A 14,371-nucleotide genomic window follows, 5' to 3' on the forward strand; every position below is an offset into this window, starting at 1 on the left:
ATGGCCATGCCCGACACCCCGATCAAGCCCGCCACCTTCGCGGCCGACAAAGTCGTTGCCACCGCCCCGGACCCGGTCACCGGCTACAAGCGCTTCCACCTCGGCGCCTTTGCGTTTGCCCGCGACGAATACTTCGTCAAGGTGAGCTGGCCGGTCAAAGACCAGGTACGCACGCACGCCATCGCCGCCGACGCCTTCCTGCGCGCGCTGATGCGCGACGTGGCCTGGGGCTTCTTCTATGGCTGGGTCAACTTCGACCACGTGTTCGGCACGCGCAACCACTATGGCAAGGTCGATGTCTACGCCGGTGCCTTCAACGGCGTGATGAAGGAAGCCGGCGTGGACTACACCGAGACCTTCGAGACCCCGCTGATCATGGCCACGTTCAAGGCGATGCTGCATGACTGGACCAACGCGGGCTTCGACCCGTTCGCGGCGCCCGAAGAAACCGGTACGGCATTCGGCCGCAAGCATGGCGACAACATTGCGGCCATCGAGCGCTCGCGCATCGCCACGCGCCGCATGCCGGGCCTGCCGGACGATTCCCCGCTGCGCGACGACCTGCCGGTGAACCGGGCCTTCCTGGACGTGCCGCAGGACGAACCGGAGGTGCACGCCAGGCCGGGCTTCGAAGGGCAGCTCCATGCCTTCAGCCTGTTCAAGTACCTGTCCCGCTCGGACGTGACCTGGAATCCGTCGGTGACTTCGGTCTGCGGCCAGAGCCTGTTCTGCCCCACCACCGAGGAGTTCATCCTGCCGGTCTTCCACGGCAACGACCGCGTGGAGTGGTTCCTGCAGCTGTCCGATGAGATCGTCTGGGACATCGGCGACAAGAACACCGGCGCGCCGCGCGCCCGCGTGACCATGCGCGCCGGCGACATCTGCGCCATGCCGGCCGATATCCGCCACCAGGGCTACTCGACGAAGCGCTCGATGCTGCTGGTGTGGGAAAACGCCACGCCGGACCTGCCCGGCCGCTATGAGAGCGGGGAACTGAAGCCGTACCCGGTCGAGTTCTGACCACCGCCCAATCGACCTCACGTACCTCACGGACCTCACGCACCTCACGGACTTCTCGGACCTCACGGAAATCATCTAACCATGCAGAACAAGCTCTTCATCAACGGCCGTTTCGTCGACGCCCGGGACGGCGGCACCATCGACGTGCTGAACCCCCACGACGGCAGCGTGATCACGGCCATCGCCGCGGCGCAGGCCGCCGACGTCGATCTTGCGGTGGATGCCGCGGCCCGCGCCTTCCCGGCCTGGTCACGCATGCCAGCGGCCGAGCGTGGGCGCCTGCTGCTGAAGCTGGCCGACAGGATCGAGGCGCACACCGAGGAACTCGCACAACTGGAGTCACTGGATACGGGCCACCCCATCCGCGACTCGCGCGCATTGGACGTGCCCCGCACGGCGGCCTGCTTCCGCTACTTCGGCGGCATGGCCGACAAGCTGCAGGGCTCCGTGATCCCGGTGGAGACAGGGTTCCTCAACTACGTCCAGCGCAAGCCCATTGGCGTGGTGGGCCAGATCGTGCCGTGGAATTTCCCATTGATGTTCACCAGCTGGAAGATGGGCCCGGCGCTGGCCGCGGGCAACACCGTGGTCATCAAGCCCTCGGAACTGACGCCGCTGTCCTCGCTGCGGATTGCCGAACTGATGGCCGAGGTCGGCTTCCCCGATGGCGTCGTCAACATGGTGCCGGGCTTTGGCCACACCGCGGGCCAGCGCCTGGCCGAACATCCGCGCGTGGGCAAGATCGCCTTCACGGGCTCCACGGCAACCGGCCGCGGCATCGTGGCGGCATCACAGGGCAACCTGAAGCGCGTGCAGCTCGAGTTGGGTGGCAAGGGCGCCAATATCGTCTTCGACGATGCGAACCTGGACGCCGCCATCAACGGCGCGGCGTGGGCGATCTTCCACAACCAGGGGCAGGCCTGCATCGCGGGCTCGCGGCTGGTGCTGCACGAGCGGATCGCCGATGCGTTCCTCGAGCGCTTCACCGCCCTGGCGGGCTCGATCCGGCTCGGCAATCCGCTCGATCCGGAAACCGAGATGGGGCCGCTCACCTCGGCGCAGCACCGCGACCGCGTGCTGTCCTACGTGGATATCGCGCGCGGCCAGGGCGCGCGCGTGCTGGCTGGCGGCAAGACCCCCGCGGATGCCGCGCTGTCCGCGGGCTACTACGTCGAGCCGACCATCGTGGAAGGCAGGCCACAAGATCGCGTGGCACAGGAAGAAGTGTTCGGTCCGTTTGTCACCGTGCTGCGCTTTGGCAGCGACGACGAAGCGCTGGCCATCGCCAATGCCACCGACTACGGCCTGGGCAGCGGCCTGTGGACGCGCGACCTGTCCCGCGCGCACAGGTTTGCCGAGGCGATCGATGCCGGGATGTGCTGGATCAACTGCTACAAGCGGGTCAATCCCGGCAGCCCCTTCGGCGGCGTGGGACAGTCCGGCTATGGCCGCGAGATGGGATTCGAAGCCATGCATGACTACACTGAAGCACGGTCGGTCTGGGTCAATGTGGACGCGGCAATCCCGCCGCACTTCAAGCGCTGAGGCAATCATGGAGAGCTTTGTCTACCAGTCCGCGCCATCGCGCGTGGTCTTCGGGGAGGATGCGCTGCAGCATCTGCCCGAAGAGGTGGCGCGCCTGGGCGCGCACCGGGCGCTGGTGCTCACCACACCGGAGCAGCGCGCGCTGGGCGAGCGTCTCGCCGGGCTGCTCGTGAACCAGGCGCTCGGTATCCCTGCCTCACTTGCCCCGATCGGCATGCCGGAGGCTGGCCTGGATGAGGCCGCCACGCCGGCCTGTACCAATGCCTACTACAACCCGCGCCCGATTGAGCGCGAAGCCATCCTGGCGCTGCTCGGGCGCGCCTCGCGCGGCCAGGCTCCGGCCTGAGCGGCGGCGCGATTCCCGTTACCGGCCTTTGGAGGAACACTGCGATGGAAACCCCGCACGCGGCTGCCGAGGCAGCCCTGACGGAACAAGTGGTGGAGCGGTTCGCCGCCACGCCGGACCCGCGCCTGAGGACGCTGATGCAGGCGCTGGTACGGCATCTGCACGCCTATGTCCGCGAGGTGGAACCGACGGAGGCGGAATGGCTTGCCGCCATCCGGTTCCTGACCGATACCGGCAAGATGTGCGACGGCAAGGTGCGGCAGGAATTCATCCTGCTGTCCGATACGCTGGGCGTCTCGATGCTGGTCGACGCGATCAACCACCGCCATGCCGGCGGCGCCACCGATACCACCGTGTTCGGGCCGTTCTATATCGCCGGCATGCCCGAACGCGCCTGCGGCGAGAACATGGCCGCCACGCCCGGCACGCCGGCGCTGGTGCACGGCCGGGTCTGCTCGACCGACGGCACGCCGCTGGCGGGCGCGGTGCTCGATATCTGGCAGACCGCCGAGAACGGCATGTACTCCGGCCAGGACACCGCGCAGCCCGAAGGCAACCTGCGTGGGCGTTACCGCACGGACGAGGATGGCTGCTACGCCATCCGCACCATCGTTCCGGTCAGCTACCCGATCCCGACCGATGGCCCGGTCGGGCGCATGTTGTCGGCGACCAACCGCCATCCCTGGCGGCCCGCCCACTTGCATTTCATGATCGATGCCCCGAACCATCGCACGCTGGTTACCCACCTCTTCAACCAGGGCGATCCCTATCTCGAATCCGATGCCGTGTTCGGCGTCAAGCCTTCGCTGCAGGTCGCGTACGAAGCGCGTCCGGCCGACCATCCGCTGGCAACACGCTTCGGCTTTGACGGCCCGTTCCGCGAAGCCTGCTATGACTTCGTCCTCGAGCCACGATAAGCCGCATGCCAGCCTTCTACGCCATCTTTGCCACCGACAAGCCGGGCATGCGGGCCGTACGCGAACGCGTGCGCCCGGCCCATCGCGCCTACCTGCGCGAGACCGCCAGCCACAAGGTGCGGGTATGCCTGGGCGGGCCGACGCTGGACCCGCAAGGCGAAACCATGAACGGCACGCTGCTGGTGGTCGAAGCCGGAAATATCGTGGACGTCGAACGTTTCCTGTCCGACGACCCGTATATGCGCGCCGGCCTGTTCGAGCGTGTCGAGGTCCGTCCCTGGCACTGGAGCCTGGGCAATCCCGATGAAGCCTGAGGGTGCCATGCTTTGCCATCTCGAAGACATTGCCGACGGCCAGTCTCTGGCCATCCAGACCGCCACCGAGCACCTGGTCCTGGTGCGCCGCGGCACGCAGGTCTGGGCTTACGTGAACCGCTGCCCGCACTTCTCGATACCACTCGACTTCGTCCCCGGCACGATCCATACCTATGAGGCCGAGGTCTTGATGTGCGCCCACCATTCGGCGCTGTTCCGTTTTCACGACGGCGTCTGCATCGATGGCCCGTGCCAGGGTAGCGCCTTGGCATCCCGGGCGGTCCGGGTGGTTCAGGGAAAAGTCTTCCTGCAGTAAGCCGCAAGGGTCAAACGGCAGTATCGACTTCTGCTGCGCCCAGACGAAGGAACCGCCAGGTCAGCATCAACCGGAAACCACCATGCGATCCACCATCGCCTCGCACAGGTGCATCAGCTTCTTCGTGTCAAGGGTCTTGCTCTTGGCGGTGGCATTGATGGAAAAGACCTGCGCGATGCCGCGCATGTTGGCGACAATGAAAGTGGCCAGGCTGTCCAGGTCGGACTCGATGAAGCGGGTGCCCCGGGACTGTTCCGCCTCCAGGCACTCGCGCACGAAAGCGATCGTGGCGTCGTTCATGCTCGCGACGTCCGCGGCGAACTCCTGATCCTGAAAGATGGCCTCCGACAGCAGCGCCGAGAACACCTGGGTGTTGGAGTCTGGCTTGCTGAGGCTGCCAAAGTGCGCGCGTATGAAGCTACGCAGACGTTCGAGGCCAAACGTGTGCCCTTCCGCCTGGTGGAAGCGCTTGGCGAACTCGGCGCGCAGCTCGGTCAGCACGGCCAGTTGCAGCGCCTGCTTGCTGCCATACAGGTGAACGACGAGCCCCTTGCTGACGCCCGCGGTCTCGGCCACCTCAGCAATCGTCATGCCACCAACGCCCTTGGCGCGCATGACCGTCGTGGCGGCCTTGATCAAGGCCAGCTCCGACGTAGCGCGCCGCTCCTCCTGCGTGCGTCGGGTTCGGACGGTATGGGGTGTCGTGGCAGTCATGGTTAAGCAAACTCAGGCGTTTTGTGAACGGAGCAAATTCTCCAGATTATCGGGCGTTAGAGCCAGAGTGCTCAGAATTTCGCGCGTGTGAGTGCCCACGGGCGTGATGTCCCGCATCTCCGGCGGCGTGGCCGAGAACCGCGGCGCGGGGGCGGCCTGCAGCACGCCCCCACGCTCGACATAACTCTGGCGCGCAGCCATGTGTGGGTGGCGGGCGGCCTCGTGCGGCGCCAGCACGGGCGCCCAGCAGGCGTCACTGCCTCCCAGGCGGGCTTCCCATTCGGCGCGGGTGCGCGAGCGCATGAGCGCGGCCATGGCTTGCCTGAGCTCGGGCCACAGGCCGGGGTCGTTCTGGCCGCGGACAAAACGCGCGTCGCCGTCCAGCTCCAGGCGCGCGAGCAACTCGGCATAGAACCTGGGTTCCAGCGGCGCAAAGTTGATCCAGCCGCCGTCCTGGCACTGGTAGCTTTGCGCCGCCCAATGCGAACCGTCAAAAGCCTGCGTGCCGCGCTCGAAGCCGCCGCCGCGCCGCTGGATGGCGCCCAGCATCAGGTTAAGCATGTGGGCAGCGCCATCGACGATGGCGGCATCGACGACCTGCCCTTGCCCCGTGCTGCGCGCATGCTGCAGCGCTGCCAGCAGCCCCACCGCCAGATACAGCGCGCCGCCGGCCACGTCGCCCAGCACGGTGGACGGCGCCATCGGCGGCTCACCGGCCGGGCCGGCAAACCACAGGGCGCCGCTGAGGGCGGTGTAGTTGCTGTCGTGGCCGGCGCGCGGCGCCCATGGGCCCTCCTGGCCCCAGCCCGTCATGCGGCCGTACACCAGCGTGGGCCAGCGCTGCAGGCACACCTCCGGCCCCAGGCCGAGGCGCTCCATCACGCCGGGGCGCATGCCTTCGATCAGCAGGTCGGCACCCTCGCACAGCCGCAGCACGGCCTCCACGGCCACGGGATCCTTTAGATTCAGCACTACCGACTGCTTGCCGCGGCTGGTGATGGCGTGGGGCCGTTCCGGCGTGGCCAGGCGCTCGGGCGGCTCGACGGCGATGACGGTCGCGCCCAGATCGGCCAGCAGCATGCCGCAGAACGGGCCGGGCCCGATGCCGCTGATTTCGATCACTTTGACGCCTGCGAGTGGGCCCATCTGGAGCTCCTTGTTGGAATGACTGGAATGGCAGGGCCGGCAAGAGATGGCCGGACTGCGTGAAAACCCTATTTGCTAAATCATACAAACTTACCAACCGTATGGTAAGTAAGTTGAGGAAAAAACATGAAGACAGACGACACAACTTCCCACATCGAGAAACCCACCCTCTGTGGCCGGGACGCCCACCAGACCCCTTTTCTCAAAGGGGTCCGCTGCTCAGCATGCGATGAAGTGGCGTTCCCACCGCAGCACTACGGATGCGAGTGCTGCGGCAGCAGCGAACTGGCCGATATCGAACTGGCGGCGCAAGGCATGGTGCTGGGCACCAGCCAGGTCCACATCCATGCCCAGCCGGAGCCTGCGGTGCCATTCACGGTGGCCGAGGTCCGGCTCGACGCCGGCCCGGTGGTGCGCGCCCTGCTCGACGTTGGGCACGAGGCTGGCGACTGGCATGGCCGGCGCGTCCATGGCGTGCTGCGTCAGCGCGGGCAAGACCCCGCGGTTCTGGAATTCCGATTCGGGGTGACCGCATGAAGCAAACATTGAAGGACCTGCGGCCGGTCTACGTCGTGGGCATTGGCTGGCACCGCTACCAGGATCCGTCGGATACGTCGTACGTGACCCTGGGCCTGACTGCCGCGCGCCAGGCGCTGGCAGACGCGAGCGTGCCCATTGCCTGCGTGGACACGGCCTATGTTGCCCGGGCGCTGCTGGGCATGGCCTGTGGCCGGCCCATCCTGCGCCACCTTGGGGCGACGGGCCTGCCCATCGCCCATGTCGAAAACGCTTCGGCCTCCGGTTCGACGGCGTTCCGCAATGCCTGCATCGAAGTGGCCAGCGGCCTGGCAGATACCGCGCTGGTGCTGGGCGTGGACAAGCGCGCGCCGGTGGTCCGTGCCGAGACACAGGCTGGCATCGAGCAGCTGGCGAGCGAGTACATCGCGCCGTTCACACATTTTGCGCTGCTGGCGGACAAGTATGTGCATCGCTCCGGGGCCGACATGCGCGACATCGCGCTGGCCGCGGTGAAGAACCACAACAACGGCGCGCTCAACCCGAACGCCCAGCGGCAGAAGCCGCGCACCCTTGAGGAGGTGCTGGGGGGGCGCAAGGTGTCGGGCGACCTCACGGTGCTGCAATGCACGCCGGTCGGCGAAGGCGCGGCGGCGGTGGTGCTGATGTCCGAAGACGCGGTCAAGGCGCACGGCATCGAGCCCGGCCGCGCGGTGCGCGTGCTGTCGTCTGCCGCCCGGAGCCAGGCTGTGTACAAGGACGCCACCGCGTTCGACGAACTGCTTACGCAGACCACCTGCCTGCAGGCGCTGCAGGAGGCCGGCGTGGCACCCACGGCGCTTGACGTGGTCGAGCTGCACGACGCCTTCGCGATCGAGGAAGTGCTGTACGTCGAGGCCATGGGCCTGTGCAAGCCGGGCCAGGCCATACCGGCCTTGAAGGCGGGCGAGTTCCACATCGGCGGCAAGGTGGCCGTGAGCCCATCCGGCGGGCTCATTGCCATGGGGCACCCGATCGGTCCCACCGGCGTGGGGCAGATCGCCGAAATCACGCTGCAACTGCGCGGCGAGGCCGGGCAGCGGCAGCAGCCCCGGGCGCGCACGGGGCTGGCGCACATGGTGGGCGTGGGCGCCGTCTGCTACGCGCACGTGCTGGGCATCTGAGCCGCGAATCACATCCAGGAGACATGCACATGATCGACTAGATGGTCGAATTCGACGAGGACACGCGTGCCATCGTGGACCTCACCCGCAAGCTGGTGCACAAGCACCAGATGCCGCTGGAGGCCAGGAAGCTGCAGGGCGGCGAGATCACCCCGCAGGACCTGCTGCCCGGCACCAGGGCCGCCAAGGAGGTGGGCCTGTGGGGCCTGACGCTGCCCGAGGCGCTGGGCGGCGCCAGGCTGACGGTGACGCAGCAGCTGGCGGTCATCGAGCAGAACTACCAATGCCTGGTGCCCCTGCGCTTCGGCGGGCAGGTGCCGCCGTTCCTCTTCAACGCCACGGGCGTGCAGAAGGAGCGCTACCTCGATCCCTGCCTGGAAGACCGGTTGCGGTATGCGTTTGCACAGACCGAGCCTTCGGGCGGCGCCGACCCCGGCAATGCGATCCAGACCAAAGCCGTCAAGCGGGGCGACAAGTGGGTGATCAACGGCACCAAGGTCTTCATCTCCAGCGTCGGCCCCGCCGAGGTGATCTTCGTCGTGGCCGTGACCGACCAGGAAAAGCGCCAGCACGGCGGCATCTCCATGTTCGCGGTGGACAAGTCCAATCCCGGCCTGAACGTGTCGCGAGACATCCAGACGCTGGACGGCATGATCACCAACGAGCTGATCTTCGACAACTGTGAAGTGCCCGAGGATGCGTTGATCGGCGCCAGCGGCGAAGGCTTCCGCAACGCGCAGATCATCCTGTCGCAGGCGCGCTTCGGCGTGGGCGCGCGTGCCCTGGGCATCGCCATGCGCACGCTCGAGATGATGACCGAGTATGCCAGGCAGCGCGTGACCTTCGGCTCCGCCCTGTCGCAGAAGCAGGCGATCCAGGCCATGGTCGTGGACTCATGGATCGACATCAACCAGTGCCGCCTGATGATGTACGCCGCCGCCAGGAAGGCCGATGCCGGCCACGACACGCGTGTCGAGGCCAGCCTGATCAAGATGCAGGCCACAGAGGTGGTCGGCCGCGTGCTCGACCGTGGCGTGCAGGTCTTCGGCGCGGCCGGCGTGTCGCTGGATAACCCCATCGCGCACTGGTATCGCTCGCAGCGCCCTGCCCGCATCTATGAAGGCCCGACCGAGGTGCACAAGTACCACGTGCTGGCCCGCCACCTGTTTCGCTGAAGGATGGACACCCCGATGACAACCGTACCGACCCTGCCTGAGCACTGGGCGCAGATCCAGCCAGACCGGCCCGCCGTGCTCGCCGCAGACCAAACCCTGACCTGGCGCGAAGTCAACACGCTGGCCGACAACATCGCCAATCAACTGGCCCGGCGCGGTGTCGGCGCCGGCGACATCGTGGCGCTGCGCATGCAGACCACGTCGCGATGGGTGGCCCTGATGCTGGCGCTGTCCAAGCTCAAGGCCCGGCTGCTGGGCATCAACTGGCGCCTGGTCGCCGACGAGGTCAACTATGTGCTGGAGAACGCCGGCGCGAGGATGCTGATCCTTGACGACGAGCAGCCGCAGGCGTTCATGGAAAAAATCTCTGCGCTGCCGCGGGACGCCATCGTTCCGGTGACCCGCACCGGCGCAGAGAGCCAATGGAGCGCGCTGACCCAGCCGTGCGGAGCGCCCATCACCATGGACGAACTGTGCGAGCAGATCATCTACACGTCCGGTACCACGGGCAAGCCCAAGGGCGTACAGCGCCATATGCGGCCCGAGCCGGGCAACGAGCGCCTGAACCGCTACCTGGAGGCCCAGGGCGGGGCGTACAAGCGGTACCAGGTGTCCGACGTAGTGCTGGTGTCCATGCCCCTGCACCACGGCTCCGGCCCTTCGCAGGTGCGCGTGGCAATGGCCAGCGGCTCCATGCTGGTCTTGCAGAACCGCTTCGATGCCGCCCAGTGGTTCGACCTGGCCGAGAAGCACGGCGTCACGCACTGGACTGGCGTGCCCACCATGTACAAGCGGCTCAAAAGCTACCAGGAGACCTCGGGCCGCCAGGTGCCGCGCCTCAAGAGCATGGGCATCGGCGCCGCACCTGTACCCATGGCGATCAAGCGGTGGGTGCACGAGCAGTTCGGGCCGGTGCTGCATGAGGGCTACGGCTCCACCGAGACCGGCATGGTTGCCGGCATGAAGCCGGAAGACCATTTCAGAAAACCCGGCTCCAGCGGCCTCCCCTATGACGGCGTGGAAGTGGAGATCCGCGACGAGGACGGCAAGCCGTGCCCTTGCGGCACCGTTGGCGAGATCTGGGTCGACACCCCCGCCGTGATCAGGAGCTATCTCAATGCGCCGCCGCTGGATGAAGACACGCTCGATGCGCGCGGCTTCTTCCGCACGGGCGACATGGGGCACCTCGATGAAGACGGCTATCTCTACATCACCGACCGCGCCAAGGACATGATCATCTCGGGCGGGGTCAACATCTATCCCGCGGAAATCGAGGCCGCGTTCTACCAGCACCCCGGCTTGCTCGACATCGCGGTGGTCGGCCTGCCCGACGAAGAATTTGGCGAGAAGGTGGTGGCCTACTACGAATCCAGGGACGGCCAGCCCATTGCCGGCGACGAGCTGGCTGCGCTGGGGCAAGCGCACCTGGCGTCGTACAAGCGGCCACGGGATTTTGTCCATGTCGCCGAACTGCCGCGCAATGCCGTCGGCAAGATCCTGAAGCGCGAGCTTCGCCAACCCCATTGGAACAACCAGGAGCGCAACGTATGACCTTGAACCTGACCGACCTCAACGGAAAAATCGCCGCCGTCACCGGCGCGGGCCAGGGCGTGGGCCGCGAGGTGGCCCTGCACTTCGCCAGAAGCGGAGCCCGGGCCGTCATCGTCAACGACTTCTATGCCGAGCGGGCACAGGCGGTGGTGCAGGAAATCGAGGCGCTGGGCGTGAAGGGCGTGGCTGCCGTGTGCGACGTGACCGACCAGGAGCAGGTCAAGGCCGCGTTTGCGCAGGCCGCGCACGAGGCCGGCGGCAGCATCGACATCCTGGTCAACAACGCCGGCAATTCGGGCGTCAACCCCAACCCGGAAGCGCGCAAGCATTTCTGGGAGGTCGGCGAGGCGGCCTGGGACAGCTTCATCCGCGTCAATTTCTACGGCGTCATCAACTGCACCGCGGCAGTCGTGCCCGGCATGATCGAAAAGAACGCGGGCCGGCTGATCACCATCATCTCCGACGCCGGCCGCGTGGGCGAGCCTAACCTGGAGATCTACTCCGGCGCCAAGGCCGGGGCCGCCGGCTTCATGCGCGGCGCGGCCAGGGCCCTGGGGCGCTACAACATCACCGCCAATTGCGTCGCCATCTCCGCCACGGCGACGCCGGCGATCGCCGCGCGCCTGGAGGCTGATCCCGACAGGACAAAGAAGATGCTGTCGAACTACGTGATCCGCCGCGTGGGGCAGCCCGAGGACGTGGCCAACATGGTGTTGTTCCTGGCATCAGGATCGAGTTCGTGGATCACGGGCCAGACCTATCCGGTCAACGGCGGGTTCTCGTTCAACCTGTGAGGAGCGCACCATGACCACCGAGCAAGCCGCAATGCTGGAGAAGAAGGACGGAGTGGCCGTCATCACCCTGAACCGGCCCGAAGTCAAGAACTGCTGCAACAACGCGATGGCGATCGCGCTGCAGGACATCATGGACGAAATCGACGAGGACAAGCACTGCTTCGTTGCCGTCATCCATGGGGCCGGCGGCAATTTCTCGACCGGCGCCGACCTGAAGGAAGCGGCCAGCGGCGTCAAGCGCACCAGGCTGCGGCGCGGTGGCTTCGGCTGCTTCGTGCATCCGCTGCGCAAGCCGCTGATCGCCGCCGTCGAGGGCTACGCCGTGGGCGGCGGCTTCGAGCTGTGCCTGACCTCCGACATGGTGGTGGCCGCCGCCAACGCCAAGTTCGGCCTGCCCGAGGTCAGGCACAACCTGGTGGCCGTGGGCGGCGGGCTGTTCCGCCTGCCCAAGAAGATTCCCTACAACATCGCGTTCGAGATGGCCCTGACCGGCAAGATCTACGACGCCGGCTTCCTGCGGCCCTACGGCATCTTGAACCGGATCGTCGAGCCGGGCACGACCCTGGACAGCGCCATGGAGCTGGCCCGCTCGCTGCTGGTGAACGGCCCGACGGCACTGGCCGCATCCAAGCGCATCATGTCCAAGGCCTTCGAATGGCCTGAGCTCGAAGCCTGGGAAAACCAGATGCCGATTGCCCAGGTTGCGCTCAACTCAAAGGACCGGGTGGAAGGACTCAAGGCCTTTGCGGCCAAGCGCGCGCCGGTCTGGTCCGGCGAATAGCGCCAGGAACAAGGAGGAGACAACTATGCAAAGACGAAGCTTTCTGCTGGGCTCCGCAGCGGCGGCCACGGCATGGGCAGCGCATTCGCCGCTGCTTGCGCAGGACAAGACCCCGATCAGCATCATCTTGCCCCTGGGCGGTGGCACAGGCGCCGACACCAGCACGCGTATCCTTGCCGATGTGCTGTCCCGCGAACTGCAGCGCACGGTGATCGTCGAGAACAAGCCAGGCGCCGACACCATGATCGCCACGCAATACGTGTTGAGCGGCCCGTCCGACGGAACGCGCGTGCTGATGCTCTCGCCCAGCAACATGGTGATCGTTCCGCTGGTCAACAAGAGCCTGCGCTTCAATCCGGAAACCCAGCTGCAGCCCGTCATTACTTCGGTGCGCGGCGGTGCCGCCCTGGTCGTGAAGGCAGGCAGGTACAAGTCGCTCACCGAGTTCATCGCCTACGCCAAGGCCAACCCGGGCAAGGCGTCGCTGGCCACCTACAGCGGGCATTACTACAAGCTGCTGGCGCTGATGATCCAGCGCGACCTCGGCATCCAGCTCAACAACGTGCAATACAAGGCCCCGGCGCCCGCGCTCAACGACGTGGTAGGCGGCAATGTCGACGCGATGATCATCGATGCCGGCGCCTCGCGCGAATTCTTCCGCGCCGGCAAGATCCATCTGCTGGCCTTGACGCACGAGCGCAGGCCTGCGGCCTTCCAGGATGTGCCGACCTTCAGCGAACTGGGCTACCCCGATTCGACGGCTTATGTGTGGATCGGCTACGGCGTCAAGGCCGGCACGCCGCCCGAGTTGGTGCAGCGCCTGTACAAGGGATTCTCCGCCGCGCTGAAGTCCAGGGAATATCTGGCCTACGTGGAGCAAGCCAGCGCCGGCTCCGAGACGGTCGATCTGGATCCGGAGAAGACCAGGCTCTATGCGCAGGAGGAGCGCAAGCGCTTTGCCCGCCTGATCGAAAAGACCGGCTATGCGAACTGATCGAACTGACATGGCCTGGCGCACCGCATGGTGAGCGGATGCCCAAGCACCTGATGGAGAGGATTGCATGAGTTTGCCTTCATCGCTGGCGTCGCGCCTGCGACTGCCGCTAATTGCCGCGCCGATGCTGCGCGTGTCCGGCCCCGACCTGGTGGCAGCCGCCTGCCGCAGCGGCGTCATCGGCGCGTTTCCCACGGTCAACGCCCGTGGCGCCGAGGAGCTGGACGCCTGGCTTACCCAGATCAAGGCCCGGTGCACCGAAGCGCCTGGCCCGGTCGCGCCGGTCTGCCCAAACATCATCATGCGCCGCCGGGCCACTCTGGATGAGGACCTGCGGGTCCTCATCCGCCACCGGGTGGAGATGGTCATCGCCAGCGTTGGCTCACCTGAGGCCGTCATCCAGCCACTGCACGATATCGGCTGCCTGGTGTTCGCCGACGTGGCATCGATCCGCCATGCCGAGAAGGCGCTGGCGGCAGGGGCCGATGGCCTGATCCTGCTCACGGCCGGCGCCGGCGGGCAGACCGGGTGGGCCAACCCCTTTGCCTTTGTGCGTGCCGTGCGCCGGATGTTCGACGGCCCTATCGTGCTGTCAGGCGGCATGTCCGACGGCGCCGCGCTGTGGGCGGCGCGCACCCTGGGCTGTGATCTGGGCATGATGGGCACGCGCTTCATCGCCACGCCCGAAAGCCTGGGTGCCAACCGCTACAAGGCCATGCTGGTAGACAGCCGGCTCGACGACGTGTTGCTGACCCAGGCCTTCACCGGGCTGGATACCAACATGCTGCGCCCCTCCATCGTGGCGGCGGGGCTGGACCCGCAGGCCCTGCAAGGCAAGGTGTCTCCCGAGCGCGCCCGCGAACTGTTCAGCGAGCATGGCCAGGAGGCGCACGGCCCCAAGCGCTGGGTCGACATCTGGAGTGCCGGGCACAGCGTTTCGGGGGTGGATGGGGTGCTTCCCGTGGATGAACTGGTTGATGTGCTGGCTGGGGAATATGCACGGGCGCAAGCGCAGACTGCGGGGCTGATGCAGCATTGATGCCGCCGAAGATCGCCAGCAGCCTTCAAGGCTTCACCAA

16 protein-coding genes are annotated in these 14,371 nt (G+C 66.6%); 14 read left to right on the plus strand and 2 right to left on the minus strand.

Annotated features, from left to right (window positions below):
• From K309_RS0123290 to K309_RS0123315, 6 genes are all read left to right on the plus strand, one after another.
• Window positions 1-1,020, plus strand: coding sequence for a hydroxyquinol 1,2-dioxygenase (locus K309_RS0123290; RefSeq protein WP_029048658.1), 1,020 nt, complete (start codon window positions 1-3; stop codon window positions 1,018-1,020).
• Between the two features lie 81 nt (window positions 1,021-1,101).
• Entirely contained in the window at window positions 1,102-2,565 is a 1,464-nt protein-coding gene (locus K309_RS0123295) for an aldehyde dehydrogenase family protein (protein WP_029048659.1), read from the plus strand.
• Between the two features lie 7 nt (window positions 2,566-2,572).
• On the plus strand, window positions 2,573-2,911 hold the full coding sequence (locus tag K309_RS43065) for a dehydroquinate synthase/iron-containing alcohol dehydrogenase family protein (RefSeq protein ID WP_029048660.1): 339 nt from the start codon (window positions 2,573-2,575) through the stop codon (window positions 2,909-2,911).
• A gap of 44 nt (window positions 2,912-2,955) precedes the next feature.
• Window positions 2,956-3,828 carry an intradiol ring-cleavage dioxygenase gene (locus K309_RS0123305; protein ID WP_029048661.1) on the plus strand — a complete coding sequence of 291 codons (873 nt, stop codon included), beginning with the start codon at window positions 2,956-2,958 and terminating at the stop codon, window positions 3,826-3,828.
• A 5-nt stretch (window positions 3,829-3,833) separates the two neighbouring features.
• Window positions 3,834-4,142, plus strand: coding sequence for a YciI family protein (locus tag K309_RS0123310; protein ID WP_029048662.1), 309 nt, complete (start codon window positions 3,834-3,836; stop codon window positions 4,140-4,142).
• 7 nt (window positions 4,143-4,149) lie between these two features.
• Window positions 4,150-4,458 carry a Rieske (2Fe-2S) protein gene (locus K309_RS0123315; RefSeq protein WP_232232462.1) on the plus strand — a complete coding sequence of 103 codons (309 nt, stop codon included), beginning with the start codon at window positions 4,150-4,152 and terminating at the stop codon, window positions 4,456-4,458.
• A 66-nt stretch (window positions 4,459-4,524) separates the two neighbouring features.
• Here the strand turns inward: K309_RS0123315 and K309_RS0123320 are convergent, their stop codons facing one another.
• Both K309_RS0123320 and K309_RS0123325 read right to left on the minus strand, forming a co-directional pair.
• On the minus strand, window positions 4,525-5,097 hold the full coding sequence (locus tag K309_RS0123320) for a TetR/AcrR family transcriptional regulator (protein WP_029048663.1): 573 nt from the start codon (window positions 5,095-5,097) through the stop codon (window positions 4,525-4,527).
• An 87-nt stretch (window positions 5,098-5,184) separates the two neighbouring features.
• Window positions 5,185-6,318 (minus strand): CaiB/BaiF CoA transferase family protein, encoded by a 1,134-nt coding sequence (locus K309_RS0123325; protein ID WP_029048664.1) that lies wholly within the window; start codon window positions 6,316-6,318, stop codon window positions 5,185-5,187.
• Between the two features lie 126 nt (window positions 6,319-6,444).
• On the opposite strand from K309_RS0123325, the gene K309_RS0123330 reads away from it, so the two are divergent.
• The 8 genes from K309_RS0123330 (at window position 6,445) to K309_RS0123365 (ending at window position 14,331) form a co-directional block, all read left to right on the plus strand.
• Window positions 6,445-6,855: a Zn-ribbon domain-containing OB-fold protein gene (locus K309_RS0123330; RefSeq protein ID WP_156914433.1), complete on the plus strand. Its 411-nt coding sequence runs from the start codon at window positions 6,445-6,447 to the stop codon at window positions 6,853-6,855.
• Complete coding sequence (locus K309_RS0123335) at window positions 6,852-7,997, plus strand: thiolase family protein (RefSeq protein ID WP_029048666.1); 1,146 nt, start codon at window positions 6,852-6,854, stop codon at window positions 7,995-7,997. The genes K309_RS0123330 and K309_RS0123335 overlap by 4 nt, the downstream gene beginning before the upstream one ends.
• Window positions 7,998-8,038: 41 nt before the next feature.
• A complete protein-coding gene (locus K309_RS37150) occupies window positions 8,039-9,172 on the plus strand; it encodes an acyl-CoA dehydrogenase family protein (protein WP_051320569.1) in 1,134 nt (377 codons plus the stop codon).
• Between the two features lie 15 nt (window positions 9,173-9,187).
• Window positions 9,188-10,723 carry a class I adenylate-forming enzyme family protein gene (locus K309_RS37155; protein ID WP_035878215.1) on the plus strand — a complete coding sequence of 512 codons (1,536 nt, stop codon included), beginning with the start codon at window positions 9,188-9,190 and terminating at the stop codon, window positions 10,721-10,723.
• Window positions 10,720-11,517: an SDR family NAD(P)-dependent oxidoreductase gene (locus K309_RS0123350; RefSeq protein WP_035878218.1), complete on the plus strand. Its 798-nt coding sequence runs from the start codon at window positions 10,720-10,722 to the stop codon at window positions 11,515-11,517. Before K309_RS37155 ends, K309_RS0123350 begins: the two co-directional genes overlap by 4 nt.
• A gap of 10 nt (window positions 11,518-11,527) precedes the next feature.
• Complete coding sequence (locus K309_RS0123355) at window positions 11,528-12,298, plus strand: crotonase/enoyl-CoA hydratase family protein (RefSeq protein WP_029048668.1); 771 nt, start codon at window positions 11,528-11,530, stop codon at window positions 12,296-12,298.
• Window positions 12,299-12,323: 25 nt separating this feature from the next.
• Complete coding sequence (locus K309_RS0123360; RefSeq protein ID WP_029048669.1) at window positions 12,324-13,292, plus strand: tripartite tricarboxylate transporter substrate binding protein; 969 nt, start codon at window positions 12,324-12,326, stop codon at window positions 13,290-13,292.
• A gap of 67 nt (window positions 13,293-13,359) precedes the next feature.
• Window positions 13,360-14,331 carry an NAD(P)H-dependent flavin oxidoreductase gene (locus K309_RS0123365; RefSeq protein WP_029048670.1) on the plus strand — a complete coding sequence of 324 codons (972 nt, stop codon included), beginning with the start codon at window positions 13,360-13,362 and terminating at the stop codon, window positions 14,329-14,331.
• Window positions 14,332-14,371: the final 40 nt, after the last annotated feature.

Source organism: Cupriavidus phytohabitans (genome assembly GCF_000426345.1).
Classification (GTDB): domain Bacteria; phylum Pseudomonadota; class Gammaproteobacteria; order Burkholderiales; family Burkholderiaceae; genus Cupriavidus.